Raw genomic sequence first — 26,029 nt, 5'->3', positions numbered from 1 at the left:
CCTTCAATTAGTCTTTTGGAAACTCATATTCAAAATTTCCAGGAAAATACGCAAATTTGAGCAGCAAAGAGGGTAGGTGGTTCGGAGCAAGTAATTATGCCGGTGAGTTTTCCGGGATTCCCTACGCAGTATTTTTACCAATACTGCGTGATGACAATTTCAAATTTTTAAGTGAAGAAGAATTGCCTGACGGCTATAAACCGGGCGAGTTGATTTGTTAGGGAGTTATTTAAGTATAGGCAGAGAGAACCGTATCACTACTAATGGCGAAAGATGATTGTTATGAAAGATAAATAAACAAAGTTACTGTTGAAGAATGCCGCATGCTAGCGTTGCACCATTGATTTTGCAATTTCGGCAAGTTGATCTCCAGACATTACTTCCTTATCCTGAAGAAAACGTGAAACGTGATGTAATATTTCAATATGATCTGTCAAAATTTTGATAGCAGTTTCTTGTGATTCCTTCAGCAATGATCCAATTTCTTCGTCAATCGAAGCAACTGTTGCGGGACTTAAATCGGTTCTTGCGGTTAATCCGGTTTGTAAATAGGAACCTGTAGAGGTTGCGAGTCTAACTGGCCCAAGCTTTTTAGACATGCCAAATTCCGTCACCATTCGGCGCGCCATTTCTGTTGCTCGATCTAAATCATTAGAAGCGCCGGTGGTGGCTTCTTTAAATACGATAAGTTCGGCCGCCCGTCCACCAAGCATGACAGCCATTCGTGACCGAAGTTCGTTTTCACCGATAAGATAACGATCCTCTTCAGGCATCTGCATGGTATAGCCTAGAGCACCTTTTGCTGTCGGGATAATGCTAATTTTATGAACTGGATCAGTTCCAGACAGATAGTAGGCAGTAAGGGCATGCCCTACTTCATGATAAGCTACTTTTTTACGTATATCTTCGGAAAGCGGCGTTTTTCGTTGAAGACCGGCCACAATACGCTCAATAGCCAAATCAAAATCATGCATTGACACTGTTTCTGAATTACGGCGTATTGCAAGTAGTGATGCTTCGTTAGCAATATTAGCCAGCTCTGCTCCCGAGAACCCTGCGGTAATTTTGGCTAGACGTTCAAGGCTTACATCTGATGCCAGCGGCATCTCCCGCGTATGGATTGTTAGTATTTCAAGGCGGCCTGGTTCTGTAGGTAACGTTACTTGGATTTGACGGTCAAAACGGCCTGGTCGCACTAACGCAGGATCGAGAATTTCAGGCCGGTTAGTAGCTGCCATAATTACTACGCCGGAATTAGACTTAAAGCCATCCATTTCGCCAAGGAGTTGATTAAGAGTATTTTCCTGCTCACTATTACCGCCAATTCGCCCTATACTTGTCCGAGCCTGCCCAATGGCATCGATTTCATCAATAAAAATAATGCATGGTGCTTTTTTTTGCGCTTGCTGAAATAAATCACGAACTCTAGCAGCTCCTACACCAACAAACATTTCAACAAAACTAGAGCCGGTTAAAAAGAAAAAAGGAACACCTGCCTCACCTGCAGTAGCCTTGGCAAGCAAAGTTTTGCCTGTGCCAGGAGGCCCTGCTAGCATAACTCCCTTGGGAAGTTTTGCGCCCATGTGGCTGAATTTCTGTGGTCGCTTTAAATACTCTATAATTTCGCGTAGTTCGACTTCAGCTTCACCGACACCGCCTACATCCTTAAATTTTATACCAATCATTTCACCTTGAATTTCGTTCGCCTTGCTTTTCCCTAGCGACATGGCATTTCCTGCGCCGCCCATACGTTTAAAGATGAAGTACCAAATTAAAAGCAAGGGTAGCATGGGAAGAATCCAGCCAAGTATTGACGCAAACAAACTTTTTGTTTGCGGTTGAGCGGAAAATGATACACCTGAAGCAAGTAGCCGGTCGATCAGCTTTGGGTCGTTAATAGCAACTACGTTAGCTATTGATGTTTTTTGTCCTTCGTCAGCTTTCAAGGTGAATATAATCCGGTCACTTGATAAAATAACCTGTTCGACCTTGTTATCATTTAAGTCTTGAATAAACTCATTGTAACTGACTTGTGTCTCCCGAATGATGAACGGCTTATAAATTAGATCATTAAAAAGCCAAGCGACTATTAATGCCAATACAAAAAAGCTCGTAGAGAAGGTATGCTTTTTATCCATAATTCCTCCGGTGCTGATAATTTTAGTTTGTCGTGGAATTGTTTTCTTAGAAAGAGATACTAAATATAGATTGCCCGGATTTTGGCTGATAATAAACAAAAATAATAGGTAAACATACCAATCGGTAGGTTGGTGAAATCTGATGGAAAGCAGATAGGGTAAGTTCAAGCTATTTACAGTTTGTAAAAGCAAAAATAACTCAGCTAAATCAGGTGAGTAAAATAAGAAGTTCTGCAAATACTTAAAAGTAATTGCAGGACGGTTTACTATTTTCAAGAGGGGTTCGCATTCATGGCCAAAACATTGACTACTTTACGAAAACAGGTGTTGCGTACCTTTTTTCGCAACTCATTTAACCGTGATATAGTGATTCTCTTGATTGTTAGTATCGTTATTGGTAGTGCGTTGGCTAGAGTACTGGCTATGACGGCGAATTCCTATTTTTCAGAGACCATTACTTCACTTGTTGGCGAGTACGGCGAGTTTGACTTTCTAGTTAATGTGCGGGAGGAAGTGAAAGAAGAGGGACGGGCACAAATAGAAAAAATCATAAGTCAGGTATTTCCTGGTGCCAGGCTCAAGGAAGGACCAACTATCACGGGTTTGACAAGCTTTATGGTTGGTATACCAGCGGAATACAAAACGAAACAAACATATGAGACAATTGACCAAATTTTTGGGAGTGTTCCCGGGCGGTCAGGAATCAGTATTATGACCGAGCCACGGATAACCTTAAAAGCTGTACCCGATGGGGCAAAAGATTTGGTAATTGATCAAGTAATGCAAATAAAGGGGGTATTGTTTGCTTTCCGCGACGGAAAATCAGTCACAGTACTTGTACAGTCATTGGAGCAATCTTCTGCTGTGAATGCTGAAATAGAGAGAGTCTTAGGTCAATATCAATTAATTGACATAGCCTTTCCTGTTGGCGGTGAGCCAGACAATCCTATTCGCATGGGCGAGCAGCTTGCAGATGCACTGCGATCCGATAGGGCGATTGGATTTGCGGAAAGCGTATCTGCTGATACCAAGCGCAATGATATGGCTTATCTCGTTAGTACTATGATTGAACTCAAAAAGTTTCTAACTGCTTATGCGACAAAAGCTGTCATTCGCTTGCCTTCAGGTTTTACCATGCGTCCTGGCGATGTAATTGCATTTCAAGGAGCGTCACCCAATATTCTTGCCGCAGGTGCAGTTGTTGACCAGGCAAATGTTTTAGTTCAGGTAACAGCAATAAAGAACGATGGCACTGCCGAGGGCATGGTAATTCAGGGCGATGCTAGCAAGTTGTCTGAAAGTCAGGGTTTTTTGGTTAGTAACTCTACAATAGCCTCACCTATTGGAACGGCAAATTTTCGCAATCCTCGGAGTGAACTTGGCAATGCGCTAGGAGAGACATCTAAGCTAGTCGGCCAAATACCTGGATTTGTCCAGGATGCGCAAAGCATGATTGGAATCGCCAATACGTCGCTTGATAACTATAACACTAGTTTGGGAGCAGTTGAACAAACGTTAACCAGTTTAAGTAATGCAGGGGCTACTATTCAAGCAGCTACCAGTGGTTTAGCTAGTTTGGACACATCGGCGATTCAACTGCAGGTAGGCAACTCGGCCCAAGCAATGGGCAGCCTTGTAAATACGCTGCAAGTCGTTCGGTTGTTAAAACCTGATGTAGCGCCTAGTATTAACGAAATGACTGCTATGCAGCAAAATCTTATTAATCTTCAAACACGATTACGAACATTGGATAACGTTGCAGCTGATGCTCGGCGAGCTCGGACTGCCATTGATAGCATCGTAGCTAACGGCAATAATACAATTGCCAGCTTACGTAATTTCGATACAGAAAAAACGCGTCAAACCCTTGATGCAACTGGAGGGCGGTTAGGACAAATACAACAGTTTAATACCCCACTGGTAGCAGCACAGTTACAGTATCTCGGAGCTGCCGTACCTAATTTAAGCGATGAAGAGATTAGCCGGTCAGTGAAGCTTATGGATCAGTTTATTGCCGGACAGGTTATAGCCAGTCAGCGCCTCCAGATACTGACAAAAGGTAATGTCGCAACAGAGTTGGCAGCGCCAACAATTTATCGGGTCGTTGGAAACTCGAATTTATCGTTCTACACATCGCCACTGGGGGTCATAGAACCTGATCCCCGCGCGGAAGTCATGACAATTTTGACTCAGGTAAAAGCCGTTTTAGCCGGATTAGTTTCGCTGGTTGCAACCGTTGTCCTCTTAACATTAGATCACACCGCAGTTATGACCGTCATCCTGAGACAACGAAATGTTATTCGAAAGCTGCCAACTAAAGGTTGGAGAAGGTTGATACAGGGGGTTGAAAATGTTTTTGCAGCTTCTGAGTGCCTATACGGTATGGGCATGGGGGCATTGCTTCTCACAGCTATGTTTGTTTTATCAGGCGGGGGTATTCCGTATGTACCATGGTTCGCAGTCCCGATCTTAGGAGCCGCACTGGGTTTATTTATAGCGAATAATGCTGAAAAAATTAATCCGGTTGCGAGTGAAGAAGTCAGCGCAGGTGAAGCATTAGGGTTATCCTTTGATGAAATAATGCGTGAGATTGTGATTCCTAATGCTCGTCCCGGCTTGCTCCAAAAGCTTAACCGGAGAAAGGTGAAGTTTAAATAAGCGGGTGTTAACATGCTTGTTATACAAGACTTACATAAACAATTTGGCAGTATCAAAGCTATAGATGGGCTAAATCTCTCAGTTACCACCGGAGAAATTCTTGTCTTGATGGGACCATCAGGTTGCGGCAAGTCGACAACAATTCGAACAATTAATCGTCTTATCGAGCCAGACCAAGGCAACATTTTACTTCATGATGTTAATATCCTTACACTGGATCCAGATGAACTACAAAAAATTCGTAAGCGCATCGGTTTTGTTTTTCAGCACTTTAATCTGATTGGTCGCTTAACGGCTCTGGAAAACGTAATGTTTGGTCTGGTAATGGGCGGAATGGATCGTGATACAGCACAAAATAAAGCTAATGATGCGATGGCTAAGGTTGGCCTGGAAGAGCATTTACATCATAAACCAAATGAATTGTCGGGGGGGCAACAGCAACGTGTTGGCATTGCAAGGGCATTGGCTTATGAGCCAGAACTGATGATGTGGGATGAACCGACGGCATCACTCGATCCAATCTTGGTTCGCGAGGTATTGGTTGTTATGGAAGAACTGGCACGGTATCGATCCAGCACCATGATTGTCGTAACGCATGAGCTGTCCTTTGCATTGCGGGTTGCAGATCGAATTGTTCTTATGGATAAAGGGAAAATCGTAGAAGAAGGAAAGGCTTCAGGGGTATTTGTTAACCCAGCTTCGGAAATCGGTCAGAAGTATAAAGAGCTGATTGAATACCAGATGAACACGACTGCTCAGAGTCTTTCCGGAAAAACTCTATAATTCGCTTGCCCCGTTCAAGAGTTTTAGAACCAAGATAAGAAAGTGGAAAAAACATGTTAGTAGAGTTGGCTAACGGAATCGTCCCTACAGTTGCTTTGATGATTAGCCTAAAAAATGTTTTCAGCAGCGGTGAACGAAGCAGTTACTTTTTGCTTTGTTCACCGTTTATAATAATGAAGAAGGAGGTTGACCTGAAACGTGAAAAAAATAAAAGTTCTTACAGTAGCGATTGTACTAAGCTCATTTATTACACCGATGATACCAGTGAATGCGAGCGTCATACCAAAACCTGTTTATAATAGCAATGGGCAAGTTGTTGGTGCTACGAAGGCTTTACCAACTCCCCTGCCAGCTATTCCGGCAACGGAAATAAACTTACCTGCCGACTATAACATTTTGGATACTCTTGAAGTAGATGTAACTGGTGACGGCATAGCCGATAAGATATATCTTGCTGGCCATAAAATACCGTCCAATTTGCCTGCTGCTAAAGATCTTAGTGTTACGGTAAAAAGCGGCGCAGATGAGTCCCTTACTACTTATTGGCTTGATAAAGTAGGCGGTTATCAGCCACATCTTTTCGCTGGCGATTTTACGGGTGATAAAATAGCTGACGTTTATGTAGAAACAGCATCAGGCGGCAGCGGTGGCTGGTCATATCATAATATCGTATCTTTTAATGGCAGTGAGCCAAAAGAACTGTTCGGCATTAAGGATAACAATGCTAATAACATTACTGGCAAATTTGTAGATGGCTGGAAGGTAGCCCTTACTAATACAACCGATGAAACAACACTAACCGTTGGAGTAAGTGAGCGCCGGGAAGATTATCTGCGGTTAGGTATTTATGATAAAGAAGGTAAAGTTCAAAAAGAAACGCAGATAATGTCTGCTCCTTTTATCAAATTAGAACCGATTGATATCGATAATGATGGGGTCTACGAACTAAAAGGCATGCAAAGTCTTTCGGGCGCTTATAGAGCGGACAGATTGGCCGAAGTAGAAACCATACTTAAATACACAGGCATTAATTGGCAGTCACAATCAACGTTGATTATGGCATCATCTATGACAAGTGGCGATAGCATTAATGCGCTTGCGGAAGAATCGGTCACTAACGTTGCTAATCAAATGGATGGGAACATTGCTAATAATATAATTTCGTCAAAAGGCGAAATAAAAGAAATTAACAGTAAACGAATCAGGATTGTAGGCGAAGGTTCTTACAAGGATATAGTTTTAAATAGTAATGACACCACAAATATTGTAAGTGCAGAAAACGGTACCCCTATTGAGTTTCAGGACTTGAAGCCGGGTGATGCAGTAACAGCTTATTACGGGCCAATGGTTACAAAAAGCATGCCTCCTCAAGGTAATGCCATTGCTTTAATCGTTGGTACGCCCGCAAAAGGCAGTGCGGGCATGTATATGAAAGTGGCTAACGTTAAGGAGAATCAAGATGGCAGCGTACAGGTACTTTGCACAAACGGAGACAGATTAGTGACAATTAGTCCTGATGTATTTGAGCAAACAACAGCTATCAAAGAAGGTTCGGAATTAGTTGTATGGTATGATGTAATGACCATGAGCATGCCTGGGCAGGCTAAAGCAACCAAGGTAGTATTGCTTCCTGCGAGGGCTGATATAAAGGTTCATGTTGGCGCAGGCGTTATTTCTGTAAACGGACGCGAACTGGCGTTAGACAAAGACGATAGTATTATAACAAGAGGGAATATTGTAATGCTTCCGCTTCGTGTTATAGCTGAAAGCTTAGGATATGACGTAATTTGGGACGGTGGACAAAATGCTGTGGAACTTCGAAATGCTATGAATTCAACAGCGACTATGCGAATAGGTAGTAAAAACTATGAAAAGTCAAAATCGACTATCCAGTTGGACTATGCACCTGAGTTAGTTAATGAGAAGACGCTTGTGCCTGCCGAATTCTTTACTAATGTATTGCAACTAAAGGTGGAAATCAGCAACAGTCACGTATAAAGGAAGTTAAGAAACTAATTATCAGCAGTATCTGTCGGCACACCCCAATCAATGTACCAATGATTTTGCGAAAAAGTGTAGTCCCGAAAGCTAACGCGCCCCCCTGTTCAAAAAGGGGGGCGTAACCTTTTCGCGAAACTCTTATTTCGCGTATTAGACAAAAGCAGCGGGACAGTTCGGGTGCTTCATTTATTTCGTTTAGTGTTTAGAAAAAAGGTTCTACGGGGAAGCAAAAGAACCGTCCCGTAGCTTCTACTTAATTTTTATCGAGGTAATTCCTATTAAGATAATTAGTGCACCCGCAATCTTATTTATGTAGCTTATAGTTTTAGGCGTAACTTTGTCACGAAAGAGGGAGGTCACACTTATGAGAATAATCCACCAGAGTAATGAGCCGAGAAAAACCCCAAGAGCGGCTAAGGCTGCTTTCGGCCAAGAGGTTACTAATACGGCAATACCAAAGGATGAAAAGGTGGCAATATAAGAGAAAATAGTTACGGGGTTAGTCAGAGTGAGTAGAAATATCCCAGCAAATACCTTATACAAGCTTTTTGTGGTCTTTTTATCGATAGACGGACTTTGCGGCACAGACTGAAATGTTCTCCAACCAAGATATGCAATAAACATTCCACCTCCCCACCGGAAGGCCGTTTCATATTGATTGATGAACGAAAGTAGAAAGTTTAGCCCGGCGGCGGCAGCGTATCCATACAGGGCGTCGGCGGTTGCTGCTCCTAGCCCTACAACTAGACCAGATATACGTCCTCTACTTAGTGTACGCTTAATGCAAATAAGATTTATCGGACCAATGGGGGCGGCAAGAAGAAATCCACTAATGACACATTTTAAAAAGAGGATGTACATAGGCTGGTGCCTCCTCAACACTATATCAGTATTGGTAGGGAGGGGAACAAATATACTTGTCACACAAAGCGCATAAAGGGAGCAAGACCGGACACAACTATAAGGTATTTATAATAGCTGGGAATGTTAGGAGAATATATGATCGCAGAAACTGTGGACAAAGCGTTGCGAAGATTTGAAGAACATAACTGCCAGCCAGGGGTTATAAAAAGAGCGGGTAAAATTTTACATCGTTTTATAGAAAAAGGGCTGCATCCGGAGTTTATTAATATCATCCAAAGACGGCGGTTGCACGACACTATAAACTATGTGTCTAATCATTCACCTTTTTATAAACGAATGTTTAGTCAGTATGGCATACGCCCGGAACATATACAGGCCATTGAAGATCTGAGGAAACTCCCATTTACTACTGTGAGAGATATTCGCCAGTGGCAGGATTTTTTGTGTGTGCCTGAGGAAAAACTATCTGCCGTTTTTACTACATCTGGAACAACCGGTGAACCTAAGCGGGTATATTATACTTTTAGGGAAATGCAGATTCTTTCTAACCTCTACGGTATGGCTTTGCGCATTGCTCACTCAGGTAGGCTTGTGGCTCTGATTGCATTACCTATTGGACATGGTCTATGGATTGGTGGGGCAAGTGTGCAACGTGCAGTTGAACGTGCAGGGGGGCTACCACTAACTGTTGGTGCCAATAACCCAGGAGAGACTATAAAATGGATGGAACGCTTTGCGCCCAATGTAGTATTTTCCTCTCCATCCTATATGACGGCCCTGACACGCGAGGCGGAATGTTTAGGATATCGCTGTGCCCTTGACAAGATTATACTTGCAGGTGAACTCTTAACTTCTGAGCACAAAAAGTTGTTCACAGGTTACTGGGATGCAGCAGTTTTCGATAGTTACGGATCGACAGAAATTGGAAGCGCCCAAACAATTGCCTTACCAGAATGTACTGCTATTCATTTAAATGATCTGCATCTTATTACAGAGATTATTGATCCAATAACAGGCAATCCGGCTAATCAAGGTGAACTGGTTTTTACTACAATCCGAAGAGACGGTATGCCACTAATTCGTTACCGCTCTGGAGATAAAGCGCGATGGGCCGACTGTGCGTGCTGGTTGCCCTTTAAGGCTATCAACCTAAAAGGGAGAACTGATGACATGATTGTTGCGGGAGACATGAATATTTATGGCAGAGTTATTGCTGATGAGGTAGGAAAGATCGACGGTACTACGGGAAGAGTACTAATAACGGTATCAAGAGAAGATCTTACTGATAAAATATCGGTTATGGTTGAGGGGTATGTGGCCGAAGAAAAAATACAAAAAGCTATTTTGAGTGCTTATCCGGAGCTAGAGAAAAATATGGAAAATGGAAATCTGCGTTTAGCCATTGAAAGTGTTAATAGTCTGGCCTCCCAGATTAAAGACGTAAAAGTCTTAGACTTAAGGCAAGGATAAACGAAACTCCTAATCTCCCAGCTATGCTGGCGAAAACAGAGTAAGTGATGTATTGCAAGCCGGTGCCCAAGTTGCAAATAAAGCTGATAGTGATAAATACTGAATCAAGGAAGGCTTTGACAAATAATTGTCCTAACATTGGGATATTCTTTTGGTCACAAAGTTTTGGTGAAGCAGCCGCTAAGAAAATACCCGGAAAAATCAACAAACAGGAAGATAACAAAAACCGGATTAATCATCCGGTTTTTGTTTTACCTTTTGATATGGAGAGGTAAAGGGGGCACTTGCCAAAACGTATCATAAAAGTTAATTATTATAACAATAACAGATTGTAATTTCTTTCACCCTGTAAATGCCTAGTATAATAGTAGTTAAATCATAGGCGGGGAAACAATGAGGGCTGTAGTCTGGTATGCAGTATAGGCTTACTGTTTTTACCCGGTAAATAAAAGTTTATATATAAGATTTTTTTACGCTAAGGGGATGGAGAATATTTGTAATACGAGTTACCTTCTGTTGGTATTGGCCGCCATTATTTGGGGTGCACAGCCGGTAGTGGTAAAATCACTGCTCAAAGAAATATCACCGATAATAATAACCTTAATTCGTTATATAGGTGTTAGCGCGGTATTATTAATTGTTTTATTTATGAAGGATAAAAGAATCCTTCCTCCCACGCGGTGGATTTTCACACTGTTCTTAATGGGCGCTACCGGCATTGCCCTTAACAATACGCTGCAATTTGCCGGGCTGCAATATTCTACTGCCATTAACTGCACGTTAGTATCGGCGACAACTCCGGTATTAACCGCCATACTTGCATCCGTTTTTTTGAAGGAACAGTTGCATGCAGTCCAGTGGGGAGGAATCGTCATCTCCGTGACAGGTGTGATATTTCTAGTAACCCATGGTTCGCTGGAAGCCATCAGCAATTTTTCGTTTAATTATGGTGACATACTGTTTTTCTGCAGTCAGGCTTGTTGGGCTGTATACTCCTTGTTAGGCCGTAAAATCATGACGGAATTCTCGCCGCTGGCGGTTACGGCCTGGGCGGGAGTAGCCGGTACTGTTCTAATGGGTATTGTTGCTTTGTGGGATGGAACGACTGCTGCGGTGAATATAACTGCCACTGGAATAGTATCAATGTCCTACCTAATTTTCGGCGGCGGCGTCCTGGCTATGACCTGGTGGAACTGCGGGGTGAAAGAAGTGGGTCCGAGCCGGGCAGCTATTTTTACCAACATAATGCCGTTGGTTGGGATGCTGTTGGCGGTAATATTTTTAGGAGAGCAATTAAGTTGGCGTGAGATTATTGGCGGTCTGTGGATTGTCACCGGGGTGTATCTGACAACTCACCCTCAACTGTCATGGCGGCGGAAACTGGCTGACAGTTATAGTTGATACAGCGTTCGATACGAAACACCAAGGGAGAGTGTATTGGAGAAAGAAACTAATAAGACTATCTTGAGGCAAAAAGAAGCTTTTAACGAAATAGTGAAGAATAATGCTAAAACCCCAGAGGGAGCCGTAATGGCTAATCCAATGGGGTTTAACTATTTAAGGCATTATAACATGCGGCCATAGGGTTTCCCAACAACTATATCCGCTGCAACTATTTACTCTGATTGACGCAGGAATTATAGCCATGCTATTATTACTTTGAAATTAACTAGTATTTTCAGGAGGTAAGCAATAATTTGTCAGGGACTAACTACCCTACAATTGCAGCAGCAAAAGCTGCAGGCGCCGCTACTTTGAATTACGGCTTATTCATCAATGCTATTATTGATTTTGTCATTGTAGCATTTGCTCTGTTCCTTATCATAAGACAGGTAAATAAGCTGTGTGCCAAGCCGGAGGCACCAGAAATGCCGACAACGAAAGAGTGTCCATTGCTTTTCTACTGTAAATATCAAGGCGATACGGTGTCCGGCATGTACCTCTGTATTCGATAAATAAAAGAGTTGTGCTGGCAATTGCGATAGAAGCAGAAAATAGACAATAAGACGGTGAGGCGAAGTGAAATCACCCTGCCGGCTTTGGTTTTATTATTGTACTTTCGTTACTTTAAAGATACTGAAAACGTTCAATGAAGTGAATACTTTCATTGTGGAGGGATTTAAAGTGCGTTTAATAAAAAAGATAATAAGTATCAGCATGATTGCTATTTTAGTTTTGGTAATAGATGGCTGTACTAATAAAAGCGGTGGCCTGCCGCCAGAACCTGCGAAGCAGCAAATTGCCGAAGATGCGGCCGCCAATGAACAGGTCATAATGGATAATTACAATGCACTTCTGCAGAATAGGTCGGTTCCTGTTCCTGAGATAAGTAAGTATCTTGATGAAAATATTACGAAAGTATCGCAAGTTGGCGCAGCAAATATGATTATTGGACTTGAAAAGGTTCAAAAAGAAAGGCTGCCTAAACTACAGGATAAGTTTGGTGATAGCGAAGCAGTACAAAAAGCATTGACAAAGAGTTATCGGGATGGGTTAACAAACCAAGCTATTGACAGCATTGAGAACCAGGAGGCAAAAGCTTTGGTGTTGGAAGCCAAAAGCAGCGGCTTCAAAATAGAAACAGCCGAAGGCATGTATTTTCCAGTTATAGACTATTCCGCCTATAAGAAGTACCCAAAAGCCGTAACACCAGACATTGCTGTGTTCATTGATATTATGTCGGTTGAATCAGATAAAACACCGATCAAGGATGCGGCACTCATGATAAGCTGGAATGAGATACTTAAACGGGCGATGGCGCAGGAACAGTTTATCAGGGATTATAGTAATTCAGCCAAAGTGGAAGATATGCGGCAACTGCTAAAACGTTATTTGGTCTTTGCCTTATATGGCGCAAATAATACACCTCTATTTAGTTACGATACCAAGCAGATGGTTTCTGAGGCTAGACAAACCTATTTGGTAACAGAGTTTGACCCTGACAAGGGAAGTTTTTCAAAGGTCATGAGTGAATATCTTGCCGTGCTGAAAAAGAATGATTACCAATTAACCGCTGAAGTACAGGAGTATAGGAATAAAGCATCAGAACAACTTCGCTGAATTTGTACAAAAGTTTTTTTACCCATAAACACGAGGATGGTGTCTCCCAATAGGTCAAAATAACCTGTTGGAGACACCATCTTTTACTACAAAGCATCCAGCATCCATTCACGGCTACACTTCGGCGCAGGGTACTGAAGACTGCCGCAGTGCTATTGCCGAGTCTTTAAACGTCCGGTTTGGAACCGATTACTCGGCAAAAAATCTGTATATGACGCTTGGGGCAGCTACATCTATTTCGATTTGCCTATCAGAAGGAGTAGGCACTACCAGACCTTTTGACTTTGTTGGCGCCCCGTGGTTGGATGCGGAGACTTTTGCCAACCGCATGAACGCCTTGAAACTACCTGGCGTATTTTTCCGTCCGGCTTACTATATACCGCGTTTTGGAACCTATAGTTCAAAAAAGTGCAGGGTTTCTTATTCCTGAGTGTAGGGGATTTCAGCTTTTGGCTTTCGCCATTTTGCACCAAACACATGGACTACCAGGCCTGTCATCACCAGCAAAGCTCCCAAGGTTTGCCAAAGGGATAGAGCCTCCCCTAACAACCAAGCTGAGCTACTCATGCCGAGAACCGGAACCAGCAGTGCGAAGGGAGAAACCACGGCGGCGGGGTAGCGGGAAAGCAATTTGCCCCATAAGGCGTAACCGACGAGGGTAGCGAAATAAGCCAGGTAGAGTACTGAGGCAGCAACCTTCAGGGAGGGGGACCGCCAGGCTGCTTGCCAAGCGATAGGACCTTCGATGCACCAGGACAAGAGAGCTAAGGGGACTATGGCTACAGCGCCAGCCCAAACTACCAGGGATAGCATGGAAAATGGGGGTACTCCCTGGGTAGCCTGCCGCATGATGACATTGCCACTACCCCAACTGGCAGCAGCAGCCAAGGTTAACCAGAAGCCGACTGCTGTCATATTGCCTCCCTGCTGCGAGCCAATGATAGCCATGCCGCAAGCGGCTAACGTGAGACCGACCAGATGATGCCAACGCCAGCGTTCTCCCAACATTGTGACAGCCAATGCCAAGGTGAAAAAGGCTTGGGACTGCAACACCAGGGAAGCCAGACCGGCAGGCATACCTAGCTTCATTCCCAGGAACAGAAAAGCGAACTGGCCGACGTTGATCGTTAGTCCCAGGATAACGAGCCAGCGCCAGGACACTGGTGGTCGAGGTAAGAAAAAGATCGCAGGGAGAGAGGCGACGAGAAACCGTAGCGCCCCCAGCAGTAGCGGCGGCACATCCTGCAAGCCCACTTTGATAGCAATAAAGTTGAGACCCCAAATAACAACTACAATCAATCCGAGAAATATATCACGTCTGCACATAGTAGAAGCTCCTATCGCAATGGATTTCGGGTGAGGGCGGTATTACTTGTAACTGGCTATTTTTGGTTATACCACTATAGTAGTCGATTATAACAATATAGTTGCCAATCGTCAATAAAGTGTACAAAACATGGATTCATACTTTGCCAATAGGATACAAGATGACGGTTCTGCCGTTTCCTTACTGATGCAAAGGATAGATGCAGACAAGAGGATGGTGGATGCGTCTTGAAGCGGAAAGTAAAATACTGGGAATGCCGGGGGACAGGGTTATCGGCAACAAATTTTGCTCAGCAATAATATAGCAAAAAATAAAACACCGCAAAGTAATAGCCAATTAATAATATGGCTACTATTTTGCGGTGATCATATTTTTAAAGCAGAAATCAAGACCTAACCGGCACTTTCAAAGCCCGCTCGGGATAAACACTCGCGTTATTATTTGCATAGACTTTCAAAATATGACGAACATACGTTCTTGCCTGAAATAGCCTCCTCCTTAACGCCGGTTGTACGTAGTATTAGCGTTTTGATGGCACAAAAAATGAATGTTGACATAATATATATTAAAGGGGTGGGAGGTGAAGGTTTGAAACTTTCTTTTTATAAAGCATTGTTAGATAATCTTTATGACGGGGTGTATTTTGTTGATAATGATAGAAAAATAATATACTGGAACCACAGCGCCGAAAAGGTGACGGGATATTCCTCTAACGATATTGTTGGATGCCACTGCTATGGCAATATACTAAATCATACAGATGGAGAGGGATGCTTACTTTGCTCCGGGGGATGTCCGTTAGCTAAGACTATAAAGGATGGGTGCTTGAGAGAAGCCGAAGTGTATCTTCAGCACAAACTGGGATATCGCATTCCTGTTTCAGTTCGAATTTCGCCAGTACGTAATGCTTCAGATGAGATAATTGGAGCTGTAGAGATTTTTAGCGATAATTCACAAAAAGTACAGTTAGTGGAACAACTAGAGCAATTTAAAGAGCTAGCTTTGTTGGATTCTTTGACAGGGCTGGGAAACAAGCGGTATGCTGAATTTGAGTTATCAAATAAAATGAGTGAAGTTCAAAAAATTGGTAGGCCAATTTTTGGCGTACTATTTGCAGATATTGATCATTTTAAGAAAGTTAACGATCAGTATGGTCATGACGTGGGTGATAAGGTGCTCGAAATGGTGGCTAAAACTATTCAAAATGGTATCATCAAAGAGGGAATTGCTTTTCGTTGGGGAGGGGAAGAGTTCTTAGCCGTTATAAATACCTATCATAAAGAAGAACTCGTTAAGGTTGCGGAGCGAGTTCGAGCGCTGACGGAACAAACAGTATTTCGTTCTGATTCTAACGAGATTAGGGTTACTATATCGGTAGGAGCCACTCTGGTCGAGATGAATGATACGGATGAAGCACTGGTTAAAAGAGCGGATAAACTATTATATCTAAGTAAACAGAATGGCAGGAATAAAGTGACATCTTTGTTTGATAAGGGCTTGCTGCCGGGCCTCGTTGGAGTTAAGAGTAGTGATGAAAGATGAGCTTTTTATGGCAATTCATGCGGCCGTTAGTGGAGAATATAGGCACGGTTCCGTTTGACAGCGGAATTTCGCTGAGTGGATACAAGGGGACGGTTCGCTCTGTTTCCTTACTATTGAGGATTGACCGTATTTATAGTGGTTTCTGTCAATATTCTCATCCGTCGAAACAAGTGAAAGGAAATAAGTTATTTAATAGCGAAAAGAACTAGCGGGTGTTTTTGGTAAGACTAGTGAGCTTTCAATGGTTACCTCAAATAGTTTTAGCAATAAAGTTTTGCCTAAGGCGGGATGTTGCTGGCATTATCATGCAGAAAAGGGAGAGATTAATTATGACAGAAGATGTAATAAAAGAAGAACAAGCTAATAAAGGTGACTTTCCGTACAGATCACTTCCAACGAAATATTGTAAAAAAGTAAGACCCCATAGGTGGCGACGAGCTACCTATGGGGTGCAGTTTATCATCTGCTATTAAACTTTCCGGGAGGTAGTCTTTTTGTTATCGGTAAAAAAGGTGGCTGTTTTTCTTATGATGCTTGGCATGAAAAAAGGCCAAAGTATCCTTGAGTTAATGGATAATAGCGAAATCAAAGCTGTTGTTTCTGAAATTCGGAGCCTATCGGCGGTTTCACCAGAATTTCAGAAACAACAGCTGGGCAGAGTTTAAAGAGTTAGGCTTCGAAGAAAACATGAGACCTTCTGAAATAGTAACTGTTCTACGATTTTTATTTAACGGCAGCAAGATAAATGATAAGGGGGATCGGCGATATGATTAGCAGCTTTCCGCCGTTGTTTGCGCTATTCATTCTATGGAATTTAGCTGCATTTCTGATGGTTATGCTGGACAAGCGCCGGGCTCGCAGGAATGAGTGGCGCATCCGTGAGCGAACTTTTTTTGTTTGTGCTGCAGCCTTTGGAGCGTCAGGGATTTTGCTTGGCATGCACGTTTTCCGCCATAAGACACGCCATCGATTATTTACTATAGGCATACCAGTGTTATGTTTGCTTAATCTTATTGTTGGATATTTTCTCGTGAAGTTAATAGCCTAAGTAAAAACACCCGGACGCAAACTGTGTGTTATCGCTATAAAATTTATAAAAGTAGATTTGACCCAAAATGGAGAACTTGCAGAAAAGTAGGGGGGACTAGGTTTTAGTTAATTTATTTTCTTAAAGTCGATATATCCTTCATCCACGTTGGTATGAATTAATTTTACCCGAACTTTATGCCCCACGGCCTGGCCGGAAAAGTGTTCCATCAGCCTTCCTTCGACAGGTAGATTCAGCAAACGAACCCATACTCCTTTTTCTGAGGCGCCAGTAATAATCGCATCGAACTTTTCGCCTATTCTAGCCTCCAGCAAGATTGCCGCGGCCGATTTTGCAACCTGGCGTTCGACTTTTTGCACAATATTCTCAGTTTCGGTACAGTGTTTGGCAATCTCTTCTAATTCAGAGATATCATAGGGAATTGGGCTTCCTGAAATTGCAGCCTTTAACAAACGCTGAGTGATTAAATCTGGATACCTGCGATTAGGCGCGGTGGAATGTTCGTAATCCTTGACCGCAAGACCAAAATGCCCGAGGGGAGATTCTCCAGGACGTTCGACGACATATTCTCCTGCACCTAGCAATTTGATAATACTGAGAGAAAGGTCGGGAAAGCGAAGCGGGTCGGAGGTTTTTGCAACTGCCAAAAACTGAGCCAATGCCCGTGAATCGGCATCCCTGGGCAACACAAAATCGTGCTTGGCGGAAATTTCAACGATTCGCTTCCAGTTATGAGGTGTGCGAACAACACGCCGCAGCGACGGAAACTTCTTAGCTTCAAGGAAACGAGCGGTAACGCCATTGGCTGCAATCATAAAATCTTCAATGAGTTCCCTGGCGCTGTTCTTGCTTTGAACTTCTAAATCTTTAATTTCTTGTTCGTCAAACACAGGGCGTGCTTCAATTGTTTCAAAGTCAAGCGCGCCGTGAATGTGACGAAGGTTTTTAAGTTTTTGTGCCACCCGGTGTTGTAGCCGGAGATTATCGGCCAGACCAACTACCTTGCTGATTTCCGGCGGCATTGAGCCGTTGTCGTCAAGCCATGCGGCGACGCTGTTGTATGCAAGTTTAGCCCGATTGCGGACTACCGCTCTATATATATTCGAACTTTTTATAGTTCCATCATCGAAGAGGACGATTTCAACCACAAGGGCCAGGCGGTCCTCATCATAATTTAAGGATGTGAGATCGTAAGAAAGTTTTTCGGGCAGCATGGTAAATATCTGTGCGGCTGTATAAATAGAAGTTGTATTATGTCTTGCATGCTCATCAATGGCCGATGACTTTTTCACAAGGGCATCTACATCGGCGATGGCAACAAGGATTTTTACGGCTCCTTCAGGCAACTCAACAGCAACCGTAAGCTGATCCAGGTCCTGCGAATCATCATTATCAATTGAACACCATAGCAAATTTCTTAGGTCATGGATAGATTTATCATCGCTAGGAATTGCTTTGGGAAGTTCGTTCATCTCAGCGATAGCTTGCGATGAAAAATCTGGAAGAAGACTCCTTTCAAGCATAACCCTGCGTGCGATACGTTGCAATCTGGAGCGGTGATGTCCGCTATTTGTTTTACTCATAATGCACCTTCCTGTGTAGAAATTTTCGCCACAATCTTAGAAAAACAGTTCATTTTTGGTATTCATGATAAATGTAGCATGTGTTACTTAGCCTTGGTAATTTAAGTTGTTATCTTATGCTGAGATAACAACTTGAATTATTTGAACTAGAAAAAATAATGGGAGGGCATTTTTTCAAGCGGAGTGGTGGTGTTTGGATTGTTTGATTTTTGAATTGCTCTGTTCTTTCAATTTTTTCTACATACTAACACTTCGTTTTTTGCGTTGTTTTTCCTGCAGAACAACATAAGAGTATTTATTAAAAATAATTCCGGAGGATTTGCTTCTTACACGAAGAACTATTACCAATTAGGGTAGTTTATTAATTCAAGAGTATGCAGGATACAAGGTGATGTTCTGCCGTTTCCTATGATTTGGCAATAGATAAAATAGAGAGCTTTACATATAATTTGGATTTTTCGTATGAGTTAGAGAAACGTTATAATAAGATGCGGCGGGAAGATGAGGATTACTGTGACCTGATCTATGAATTCCTTTATGAAGAGGGTGCTGCAAGGTATAACGAACTATCAGAGATAGCATTCAAAAAATTGGTTCATAAGCAATACAATTACATAATAAAAATCGCCCGAGAGGGTTTCTGTTAGTATATTTTATGCAGAGAAGAATTGTTGATCCAATAATTAGAAAGGGGGTTGCCATGACAGACAATAGCAGCTATCTGAAATAAAAGATCATATTACCGCTACCATTCGCTACAATTCAGACAAGGGCTTTATCCCATACAGCGGCTGCAACCGGATTTGCACGGAGTTTCTTGGTATATTACAGGAAGCCGATAATCTGACAGACCAGAGGCAGGCGTTTGATATTCATATTTTTGTATTGCTGCGGATGGTAAAGTTACTTTCTCATGCTGACACATCTTCCGGCGCGGCTACTGACGTATGCCGAGAATGCGAATTGGGTGGGATGAAAAGAAAGCTAGAACCTAAGATACCCATTTCCACCGGATTAGGAAAGATAATCTGGTGATGGTGGAGAAAATGATTATTAGGAGATTAAGAATATGACCAATCGGAATTTAAACAGGACTATTTTGGCAGCTGTTGATAATCAGATTCGAGAGAATAACCCGCCAATTACAAGAATGACATTGGAAAAATTAAAAAAATTAGGATACACCGAGAAAATCGCCAAAGAAAAAATTGCTGCTGTTCTTATTGAGGAAATATATGATGTAATGAAAAATAATGCACCTTATGATGAGGAAAGGTACAGTAAAAAGTTGAGATCATTGAAATAAGCAGTGCAAAAATAAAAACACCGCAAAGTAATAGCCAGTTAATATGGCTACTAATTTGCGGTGATTAAATTTTTAAAGCGGATAGATATCTTCACGACCGAACCGGCACTTTCAAAGCTTGCCCAGGACAAACCTTCGCATTAATATCTAATTTATTTATCTGCCTAATTCAAAAATGACTTCCCTAACATCGTCTGTATCTGCAATTTAGACAGCGGCTTATGTTTATGCATGAGATGGCGTCTGAATGGCCAGATGTGTCAGATGAGGCGCTTACGGCAACATTGATTGACTGGCCTCGGACCTTATATATGCGGCATAACTAGCCGGGCCGATTTAGAGCGCATTAATCTGACGAAGTCTTGGAATGCTTGCTTTCATGGGATGAGCGTAGGGAACTTGATGCATGCGTTCCTATCTATATCATCGTTCCCAGCGGCCAGCGTATTCCCATTGACTACAGCAGCCCGACAACACCAGTACTGGCTAAAATTGTCATGGGGACGGTTCTTTTGACACTCGCCTTGCATTGTGCTACAATAACACAAGATAGTACTTTGCACAGATAATATACTCTGTATTGGAAATGTTGCTGGCAATAGAGACTAATTAAGGAGGAAATTATGAAATTATTTAACTTGCGCTTGTTGCTGGTATTGAGTTTATTAATAGCCCTCGGAACGGTAGGTTCTGTCTGGGCGGAATCTTCCAATGCAACAACTTCAGTTAATTTAAAAACAGAACAATGGACAGGGCATAGCTTCACATTTCTTGTTTTGCCTGCTGATAAGCAAGCTGACGGATACGAAATTTTTGCAGTAGATCAGGCTACTCAAGGATTTGAGGGTGATCGATCGGTACGTATTCCTTATGCACCACATGTCGGAAAACAAGTAACAGTTTCGGAAGTAATTCCCTATTCGGCCGGTCCTAATCAGCAGGATTTTATGGTTTATATGACAGTAAATGATACAGGAGAAAAATTGGTTGGTCGGACAATGCGCGGCCAACTGGAAGGTTTGGTTTTAACAGATGATCTGATGAAAGCCAGACAACAGTTTTTGGGTAAAACCATTTATCCAAAATTTAGGGAATTAACAGGAATGTACATTCCAGGTTCAGATAAAAGCCCTATGGCAGTATCCATCCCAATTGGCAGCCCTGTTACAGTGGTGGATGTATATGCAGGCAATCAGTCTCAGGAACCCATCTGGCTGGTTGTTTCAGTTAACGGGGAAAAGGCAATTTTGCCCATAGCTTACAGTTGGACCAATATTCCCGTTGCTTCTTGGACAGGAACACAACCGTGGCAAGACGCATTGTTTAGCGAAGATCCGCGACTGACTCTCGGCTGGTCCCACAACGTTTGGTATCAGATTGAAAACGGTAATGTTGAAACCGGTATGACTAAGGGGCAAGTACTGCTTAGCTGGGGCAAACCAGCGCGCTCAGAAACAAATGATTCAGTCTGGATTTATGCAAATAGAAAAATCAACTTTTCCAGAGATGTAGTAGACTCTATTGAAGATGTTTCGACTAATCAATAGAGAATAAAGTCATTTAAAATAATACCTGTGCCGGAGGACTCGTTCCCGCATCAATTGGAACGGGTTCTCCTGATAGCAGGTCGTAGCCATGATACAGGTCGGTGCCTTTGGTCGTAGTGATTTGTGTTTCAATGAAGTGGGGTGATAGGAGTGGCCAGGCAGGCAAGAAGCAAAAGTACAACAGGAATTTATCATGTTATGCTGCGCGGCAACGAACGTAAGTCGATTTTTCTGGATGAAGAAGACAAGCTAAAATTTATCGATATTCTGTTGCAAAAAAAAGAAGGGGAAGCTAGCCTCCTGTATGCGTATTGTGTTATGGACAACCATGTGCATATGGTTATTCACGAAGCAGGTCAGTTATTAGACAGGTTTATGAAGCGGATCGGTATAACCTATGCAGCCTACTTTAATAGAAAATACAATCGGGTTGGGCATGTATTTCAAGACCGTTTTCGCAGTGAACCAATTGATGATGAGGCCTATTTGCTGAGTGTTATACGGTACATACATAAAAATCCGTTCGGTCCGGAACAAAGCCTGTCGCCAGACTATCTTTGGAGCAGTTATCCGTCGTATATGGGCTACAACGATAGTATGCCGTTGCTGCCTGAGATGGAAGACATACTTGTGCGCTTTTCTTCTGATAGAAAGAGCGCACAGCAAGGATTTAACGAATTTCATTTGGCTGAGGAGGCACAGCATCTATTTTTGGATATGCCGGATGAAACCGAAAATGCAGAGGATATTTTAAAGAGTTTTCTAGAGAGCCAGGCATGGTCAATGGGGGATTTGAAAAAGAATGAAAATCAACTTATCGTAAAAGAGTTGATTGAGTTGTTGATTGTCCGAAGCAAAATATCAGGCAGACAAATAGCCCAGTTGACAGAGATCAACCGGGAGAAAGTGCGGAAAATGGTTGTGTCACTGGAATTGCTCACCTGACACATGTTTCCCTTGACGTAGCTAGAAAACATTAGGTAAAGCTGTATTGAATTCCGAACCCGTCACGGCGGTTGCCATCATTGGCTATGTCGACTTGCGCTCTATGGTTTTATTGCTTGCGGAGAAGCTAGGGGACGTTCTTCTTGCTTCTCTTTTAAAATACTTCAAACGAAGCAAAATGAACGTCCCGTGCGCCAAGAAGCGCACGGAGTATAGCGGGTGGGAATCCTGCCTGGGAAGGCCTAGCCAGCCACCCTGTATCCAGTCTTGGGACTGAAGCGGTAACGTCAAGTCTAAGCGTAGGCAGGAAAGGTAGTAGGCCGAAAGCGTAAGCTGAAGATGTAGAATCCCGAAATTCCTAATGGGAATGGTCGATGTATGGGACGAGCAGAAGACAATACTGGGCTTAGCGATAAAGGCGAGTTAAGTCTGGCGCTCCGGGATCAAAGTTCTTGGCATGCTATACAACGTTACTCCGTGTGAACTTGGGAGACTCTGCCGTCCTCTCTAACGAGAGTATGGCGGACAAGTCGAAGACGAGAAAGTCAAATAGACGGCAGGGAGTCGGATTACGCTATAGTGTGCGCGTGGCAGCGCGATTATCAGGTGGGTTAAAGTCCCACCAGCCCCGGACTGGGGGGCTCATATCCGAACCTGGGGGTAATGCATCAGGGGCCGAGGATACTCGGAGGGCAGGGCGTCTACCGTGAGGTGAGTCCGGAGGGCTTGAGAAGAAATGCCAGGCTGGAAAGAAGCGCCGGGACGTATACTTTGCTTCTGTTGTGCCAGACCCCGGTCCCTCTCCAGAAAGCATAAAATCAAGTGTTGTTGCGAAGCTGATTTTACGTCCCCTTGCTTCTTAGAAGACGTAGGAAGAAAACATCAGGCTTTTGGGCCTGATGTTCAAGCTGTCGACATTAATATGGCGATAGCTTTTTTATATTAATGATGCTACAATGTAGATAACATTTGTCGGATAATGTGAATGCGTAGAAAATTTATATTATCAGAAGGATAGAAAAGTATGGGTATTGTTTATAATGAAACGAAAAAAGATTTGCCATCTGAACAATTACATAAATTATTTATGTCTGTAGGTTGGTCAGATGGTTCAGAAACTTCAGATATGATAAAAAAATTATAATATTCCGTTTACTAATTCAACTCTTGTAATTTCAGCATGGGAAAATGAGCGTTTGATTGGGGCAGTGCGGGTATTGAGTGATAAAATGTTTAGGTCTATAATTTATGATTTGTTTGTTTTACCAGAATTTCAAAACAAGGGAATAGGCAAAGAATTGGTAAAACGCTGCATTGAGCATTTCCCAAACTCGGAATGGTTAGTTCAAACAACAGAAAAAATATCAAGTTATTACGAGAAAAATGGGTTTAAGGTTAATAATGATGTGTTTTTAACCATCCCGTGTAAATTATTTTCACACACCTAATAAGCATTTTCTACGTCGCATTATACCATAAATATTCAGCGCATACGTTATAAATTGTATGCGCTGTTTTCATGTGAAATCGCCAATATATCACAATTTTATGCATCGACTAGGTTAAAATAGCAATAAAAGTGAGGCGATCCGATTTTTTTAGCTATCACTTTATTCAAAATGGATAGGAAAGCTTAACCCTGTCCACGTTTTTTCTTTGCCTTGATAGAGAAAATAATAGTAGTTGGCAGGGAACAAGTGATTGTTAGTTTGCTTGATGGTATGGAGATTGAGTGAAAGGAAACGCAGGCTAGGGTGGTTTTGATGACCATCTTGTTCGGCTTTATTTCCATTCATGTCAGCAAAAAATACCAAGTCCATCGACATTTACACAGAACATATGTTCTGATATTATATATATGGAGGTGGATAGTGATGAGCGAACATACTATAGATTTACTAAGTATCCCTATTTACCAGCAGATGGCTCGGATAGTTTACGTCGACCGGTGTATGGTAAAGTGGGCGGGAATGCTTCTGTCTGAGCACAACGAGCAGATGAAAGAGAAAGAAGGCAAACGCGATGGGGCTCGTTGATTTTTCTCGTTTTCCCCGCAGGAGCGTATTGTGCGTCGACGTAAAATCATTCTTTGCGTCCGTAGAGGCGGTCCGGCGGGGGCTTGACCCGCTAGAAGCCTATATTGCTGTAGTATCGGATGTAAGGAGAACCGGTGCGATCATACTGGCCAGCAGCCCGAGAGTTAAATTGGAATATAATATCAAGACCGGAAATCGACTCTTTGAAATTCCCAAGCGTTCCCCGATTATGGTAGTAGAACCAAATATGGCGTTATATATCAATGTGAACCAGGCAATACAGAATATATTCCGCCGATTCGTAACAGATGAAGATCTACACGTCTATAGTATTGATGAGTCCATATTGGATGTTACCGCATCGTTAAATTTGTTTGGACCCGCTGAGGCGATTGCGGAAACCATCTTAAAGTTGGTGAAGGATGAGTTGGGTCTTATTGTGACTGTAGGCATTGGCGATAATCCGCTTTTGGCAAAACTGGCACTGGATAATGAAGCTAAAAAGCGTCCGCCGTGGATTGCAAAATGGACGTATGAGACGGTGCCGGAAACGGTATGGAAAATACAGCCGCTGACTGCGTTCTGGGGCATATCCAGAGGATATGATCAGAAACTCAAGCGAATGGGTATTTATACGATTGAGGGGCTGGCTCACGCCAATCCAGTGTGGTTGCAGAAAACTCTAGGCGTAATGGGGTTGCAGTTATATTACCACGCATGGGGCTTGGATGCTAGCATCATTAGCCAGAAGGAACCGCCGAAAAGTAAATCCTATAGTAAAAACCAGATATTAATGCGGGATTATTATGTAAGAGCAGAAATTCTAATGATCATCAAGGAAATGGTGGGAGATGTATGCACTAGGCTGCGTAAGCACCAGGAAAAATGCCAAGAGGTATATTTGGGAATAGGATACTCGGATAGGAATTTTAAGTTGGGTTTTACTGCACGAATTAAGCTAGTTCGCCCAGAACACTCAACGGATATCATTAGTGAAGCGGCACGCCAGGAGTTTATTAAACGGTGGCAGGGTGAACCGGTACGATCGGTAAATATTACTGCTGGGAAAATCGTGTCACAAGGACATGAGCAGTTGGAACTATTTTTTGAAGGAGAAGAAAAGAACCATGCCATAGATAGAGTAGTAGATGATCTTCGGAAGCGATTTGGCAAAAAAACGATCTTTTATGCTGGGTCGATGGCTGGTGGAACCTTTCTTGAACGGGCGGATTATGTGGGCGGACATAAAGGAAAAAGTGAATGATGGAAAGAAGCACCGGGACGTACACTTTGCTTCTGTTGTGCCAGACCCCGGTCCCCCTCCAGAAAGCATAAAATCAAGTGTTGTTGCGAAGCAGATTTTACGTCCCCTTGCTTCCGTCTAGCATAGCTTAGAAAGTTTCTGGATGTTTACAAATGTAAGGTTCAAGAGATTAGACGTTATGGTATTTTTAAGTGCAACCACTTGCGTGAGGATAAGATGAAGATCCTCTTTTGAGAGATTTATGCCCATCTAGGCTTGTATATGCTGCATAATCTCCAATGAGAAACCCAGGGATTCCGCGTTCTCGAGGAAATCCTGGGTTTCTCATTGGAGATTATGTTTTTTATCGGACGTTTTGGACGTGCTAGTCCCCGGGTCAAGGCTTTACATGTGAGAGAATATTATTCGTCTGATGGTTCATGGTTTTCTTCTATATATTCACATTAACCCCTAGGTT

General features: G+C 42.7%; 24 protein-coding genes and 1 pseudogene. 20 read left to right on the top strand and 5 right to left on the bottom strand.

Annotated elements, in window-relative coordinates:
• Positions 1 to 50: 50 nt before the first annotated feature.
• A pseudogene (locus tag SALPA_RS02165) lies at positions 51 to 221 on the top strand (radical SAM protein); the annotation flags it as partial.
• Positions 222 to 326: 105 nt separating this feature from the next.
• On the opposite strand, the gene ftsH reads toward SALPA_RS02165, so the two are convergent.
• Entirely contained in the window at positions 327 to 2,414 is a 2,088-nt protein-coding gene (gene ftsH, locus SALPA_RS02160; RefSeq protein WP_255450723.1) for an ATP-dependent zinc metalloprotease FtsH, read from the bottom strand.
• Positions 2,415 to 2,429: 15 nt separating this feature from the next.
• Between ftsH and SALPA_RS02155 the strand changes: the two genes are divergently transcribed.
• The 3 genes from SALPA_RS02155 to SALPA_RS02145 all read left to right on the top strand — a co-directional run bounded on the left by SALPA_RS02155 (position 2,430) and on the right by SALPA_RS02145 (position 7,577).
• Complete coding sequence (locus SALPA_RS02155) at positions 2,430 to 4,796, top strand: hypothetical protein (protein ID WP_145089186.1); 2,367 nt, start codon at positions 2,430 to 2,432, stop codon at positions 4,794 to 4,796.
• A 12-nt stretch (positions 4,797 to 4,808) separates the two neighbouring features.
• The gene (locus SALPA_RS02150) at positions 4,809 to 5,579 is read left to right on the top strand and encodes an amino acid ABC transporter ATP-binding protein (protein ID WP_145089183.1); all 771 of its coding nucleotides are present in this window, start codon (positions 4,809 to 4,811) and stop codon (positions 5,577 to 5,579) included.
• A 198-nt stretch (positions 5,580 to 5,777) separates the two neighbouring features.
• Positions 5,778 to 7,577, top strand: coding sequence for a stalk domain-containing protein (locus tag SALPA_RS02145; RefSeq protein WP_145089180.1), 1,800 nt, complete (start codon positions 5,778 to 5,780; stop codon positions 7,575 to 7,577).
• A 252-nt stretch (positions 7,578 to 7,829) separates the two neighbouring features.
• On the opposite strand, the gene SALPA_RS02140 is transcribed toward SALPA_RS02145, so the two are convergent.
• Positions 7,830 to 8,441 carry a LysE family translocator gene (locus SALPA_RS02140; protein WP_145089176.1) on the bottom strand — a complete coding sequence of 204 codons (612 nt, stop codon included), beginning with the start codon at positions 8,439 to 8,441 and terminating at the stop codon, positions 7,830 to 7,832.
• 138 nt (positions 8,442 to 8,579) lie between these two features.
• Here SALPA_RS02140 and SALPA_RS02135 point away from each other — a divergent pair, with 138 nt between their 5' ends.
• The 6 genes from SALPA_RS02135 (at position 8,580) to SALPA_RS30700 (ending at position 13,404) form a co-directional block, all read left to right on the top strand.
• The gene (locus SALPA_RS02135) at positions 8,580 to 9,914 is read left to right on the top strand and encodes a phenylacetate--CoA ligase family protein (RefSeq protein WP_186450868.1); all 1,335 of its coding nucleotides are present in this window, start codon (positions 8,580 to 8,582) and stop codon (positions 9,912 to 9,914) included.
• Positions 9,915 to 10,003: 89 nt separating this feature from the next.
• Positions 10,004 to 10,189: a hypothetical protein gene (locus SALPA_RS29460; protein WP_222427829.1), complete on the top strand. Its 186-nt coding sequence runs from the start codon at positions 10,004 to 10,006 to the stop codon at positions 10,187 to 10,189.
• 208 nt (positions 10,190 to 10,397) lie between these two features.
• Entirely contained in the window at positions 10,398 to 11,315 is a 918-nt protein-coding gene (locus SALPA_RS02130) for a DMT family transporter (protein ID WP_145089170.1), read from the top strand.
• A gap of 296 nt (positions 11,316 to 11,611) precedes the next feature.
• Positions 11,612 to 11,869, top strand: a complete 258-nt coding sequence (locus SALPA_RS02125; RefSeq protein ID WP_222427827.1) for an MscL family protein — start codon at positions 11,612 to 11,614, stop codon at positions 11,867 to 11,869.
• A gap of 169 nt (positions 11,870 to 12,038) precedes the next feature.
• Complete coding sequence (locus tag SALPA_RS02120) at positions 12,039 to 12,974, top strand: hypothetical protein (protein WP_145089167.1); 936 nt, start codon at positions 12,039 to 12,041, stop codon at positions 12,972 to 12,974.
• Between the two features lie 67 nt (positions 12,975 to 13,041).
• A complete protein-coding gene (locus SALPA_RS30700; protein ID WP_255450722.1) occupies positions 13,042 to 13,404 on the top strand; it encodes an exo-beta-N-acetylmuramidase NamZ domain-containing protein in 363 nt (120 codons plus the stop codon).
• Here the strand turns inward: SALPA_RS30700 and SALPA_RS02110 are convergent.
• Positions 13,395 to 14,300, bottom strand: a complete 906-nt coding sequence (locus SALPA_RS02110) for an EamA family transporter (protein WP_145089160.1) — start codon at positions 14,298 to 14,300, stop codon at positions 13,395 to 13,397. The two genes, SALPA_RS30700 and SALPA_RS02110, sit on opposite strands and share 10 nt — an antisense overlap.
• A 532-nt stretch (positions 14,301 to 14,832) precedes the next feature.
• On the opposite strand from SALPA_RS02110, the gene SALPA_RS02105 reads away from it, so the two are divergent.
• The 3 genes from SALPA_RS02105 to SALPA_RS02095 all read left to right on the top strand — a co-directional run bounded on the left by SALPA_RS02105 (position 14,833) and on the right by SALPA_RS02095 (position 16,891).
• Positions 14,833 to 15,843 carry a sensor domain-containing diguanylate cyclase gene (locus tag SALPA_RS02105; RefSeq protein WP_222427826.1) on the top strand — a complete coding sequence of 337 codons (1,011 nt, stop codon included), beginning with the start codon at positions 14,833 to 14,835 and terminating at the stop codon, positions 15,841 to 15,843.
• A 494-nt stretch (positions 15,844 to 16,337) separates the two neighbouring features.
• Positions 16,338 to 16,508 carry a hypothetical protein gene (locus SALPA_RS02100; RefSeq protein ID WP_145089154.1) on the top strand — a complete coding sequence of 57 codons (171 nt, stop codon included), beginning with the start codon at positions 16,338 to 16,340 and terminating at the stop codon, positions 16,506 to 16,508.
• Between the two features lie 101 nt (positions 16,509 to 16,609).
• Positions 16,610 to 16,891, top strand: coding sequence for a DUF1294 domain-containing protein (locus SALPA_RS02095; protein ID WP_186450866.1), 282 nt, complete (start codon positions 16,610 to 16,612; stop codon positions 16,889 to 16,891).
• A 107-nt stretch (positions 16,892 to 16,998) separates the two neighbouring features.
• Here SALPA_RS02095 and SALPA_RS02090 read toward each other — a convergent pair whose 3' ends face one another.
• Complete coding sequence (locus SALPA_RS02090) at positions 16,999 to 18,474, bottom strand: RNB domain-containing ribonuclease (RefSeq protein WP_145089151.1); 1,476 nt, start codon at positions 18,472 to 18,474, stop codon at positions 16,999 to 17,001.
• Positions 18,475 to 19,368: 894 nt separating this feature from the next.
• On the opposite strand from SALPA_RS02090, the gene SALPA_RS29450 reads away from it, so the two are divergent.
• The 6 genes from SALPA_RS29450 to SALPA_RS02060 all read left to right on the top strand — a co-directional run bounded on the left by SALPA_RS29450 (position 19,369) and on the right by SALPA_RS02060 (position 23,720).
• Positions 19,369 to 19,509 (top strand): hypothetical protein, encoded by a 141-nt coding sequence (locus tag SALPA_RS29450; protein WP_222427825.1) that lies wholly within the window; start codon positions 19,369 to 19,371, stop codon positions 19,507 to 19,509.
• 34 nt (positions 19,510 to 19,543) lie between these two features.
• Positions 19,544 to 19,780 (top strand): hypothetical protein, encoded by a 237-nt coding sequence (locus SALPA_RS02080; protein WP_145089145.1) that lies wholly within the window; start codon positions 19,544 to 19,546, stop codon positions 19,778 to 19,780.
• Between the two features lie 362 nt (positions 19,781 to 20,142).
• Positions 20,143 to 20,349 (top strand): ATP-dependent helicase C-terminal domain-containing protein, encoded by a 207-nt coding sequence (locus SALPA_RS02075; protein WP_145089142.1) that lies wholly within the window; start codon positions 20,143 to 20,145, stop codon positions 20,347 to 20,349.
• A 54-nt stretch (positions 20,350 to 20,403) separates the two neighbouring features.
• On the top strand, positions 20,404 to 21,327 hold the full coding sequence (locus SALPA_RS02070; protein ID WP_145089139.1) for a hypothetical protein: 924 nt from the start codon (positions 20,404 to 20,406) through the stop codon (positions 21,325 to 21,327).
• 150 nt (positions 21,328 to 21,477) lie between these two features.
• The gene (locus tag SALPA_RS02065) at positions 21,478 to 22,272 is read left to right on the top strand and encodes a transposase (RefSeq protein WP_145089136.1); all 795 of its coding nucleotides are present in this window, start codon (positions 21,478 to 21,480) and stop codon (positions 22,270 to 22,272) included.
• Between the two features lie 1,145 nt (positions 22,273 to 23,417).
• Positions 23,418 to 23,720, top strand: coding sequence for a GNAT family N-acetyltransferase (locus SALPA_RS02060; RefSeq protein ID WP_145089133.1), 303 nt, complete (start codon positions 23,418 to 23,420; stop codon positions 23,718 to 23,720).
• Between the two features lie 162 nt (positions 23,721 to 23,882).
• On the opposite strand, the gene SALPA_RS29445 is transcribed toward SALPA_RS02060, so the two are convergent.
• A complete protein-coding gene (locus SALPA_RS29445; protein ID WP_222427824.1) occupies positions 23,883 to 24,068 on the bottom strand; it encodes a hypothetical protein in 186 nt (61 codons plus the stop codon).
• Positions 24,069 to 24,294: 226 nt separating this feature from the next.
• Between SALPA_RS29445 and SALPA_RS02055 the strand changes: the two genes are divergently transcribed.
• Positions 24,295 to 25,572 (top strand): Y-family DNA polymerase, encoded by a 1,278-nt coding sequence (locus tag SALPA_RS02055; RefSeq protein ID WP_145089130.1) that lies wholly within the window; start codon positions 24,295 to 24,297, stop codon positions 25,570 to 25,572.
• Positions 25,573 to 26,029 lie beyond the last annotated feature (457 nt).

It is taken from the genome of Sporomusa sp. KB1 (assembly GCF_007830295.1).
Classification (GTDB): Bacteria; Bacillota; Negativicutes; order Sporomusales; family Sporomusaceae; genus Sporomusa.
This window is presented reverse-complemented; position numbering and strand designations above follow the sequence as displayed.

What these genes read in the sequence shown, in the direction of transcription:
- SALPA_RS02105 (WP_222427826.1), top strand. Translation starts at nt 14,833, where the DNA reads ATGGCACAAAAAATGAATGTTGACATAATATATATTAAAGGGGTGGGA.
- SALPA_RS02070 (WP_145089139.1), top strand. Translation starts at nt 20,404, where the DNA reads ATGAAATTATTTAACTTGCGCTTGTTGCTGGTATTGAGTTTATTAATA.
- SALPA_RS29450 (WP_222427825.1), top strand. Translation starts at nt 19,369, where the DNA reads ATGGTAAAGTTACTTTCTCATGCTGACACATCTTCCGGCGCGGCTACT.
- SALPA_RS02095 (WP_186450866.1), top strand. Translation starts at nt 16,610, where the DNA reads ATGATTAGCAGCTTTCCGCCGTTGTTTGCGCTATTCATTCTATGGAAT.
- SALPA_RS02135 (WP_186450868.1), top strand. Translation starts at nt 8,580, where the DNA reads ATGATCGCAGAAACTGTGGACAAAGCGTTGCGAAGATTTGAAGAACAT.
- SALPA_RS29445 (WP_222427824.1), bottom strand. Translation starts at nt 24,068, where the DNA reads ATGAATGGAAATAAAGCCGAACAAGATGGTCATCAAAACCACCCTAGC.
- SALPA_RS02090 (WP_145089151.1), bottom strand. Translation starts at nt 18,474, where the DNA reads ATGAGTAAAACAAATAGCGGACATCACCGCTCCAGATTGCAACGTATC.
- SALPA_RS02155 (WP_145089186.1), top strand. Translation starts at nt 2,430, where the DNA reads ATGGCCAAAACATTGACTACTTTACGAAAACAGGTGTTGCGTACCTTT.
- SALPA_RS02080 (WP_145089145.1), top strand. Translation starts at nt 19,544, where the DNA reads ATGACCAATCGGAATTTAAACAGGACTATTTTGGCAGCTGTTGATAAT.
- SALPA_RS02055 (WP_145089130.1), top strand. Translation starts at nt 24,295, where the DNA reads ATGGGGCTCGTTGATTTTTCTCGTTTTCCCCGCAGGAGCGTATTGTGC.
- SALPA_RS02150 (WP_145089183.1), top strand. Translation starts at nt 4,809, where the DNA reads ATGCTTGTTATACAAGACTTACATAAACAATTTGGCAGTATCAAAGCT.
- SALPA_RS02130 (WP_145089170.1), top strand. Translation starts at nt 10,398, where the DNA reads ATGGAGAATATTTGTAATACGAGTTACCTTCTGTTGGTATTGGCCGCC.
- SALPA_RS02140 (WP_145089176.1), bottom strand. Translation starts at nt 8,441, where the DNA reads ATGTACATCCTCTTTTTAAAATGTGTCATTAGTGGATTTCTTCTTGCC.
- SALPA_RS02110 (WP_145089160.1), bottom strand. Translation starts at nt 14,300, where the DNA reads ATGTGCAGACGTGATATATTTCTCGGATTGATTGTAGTTGTTATTTGG.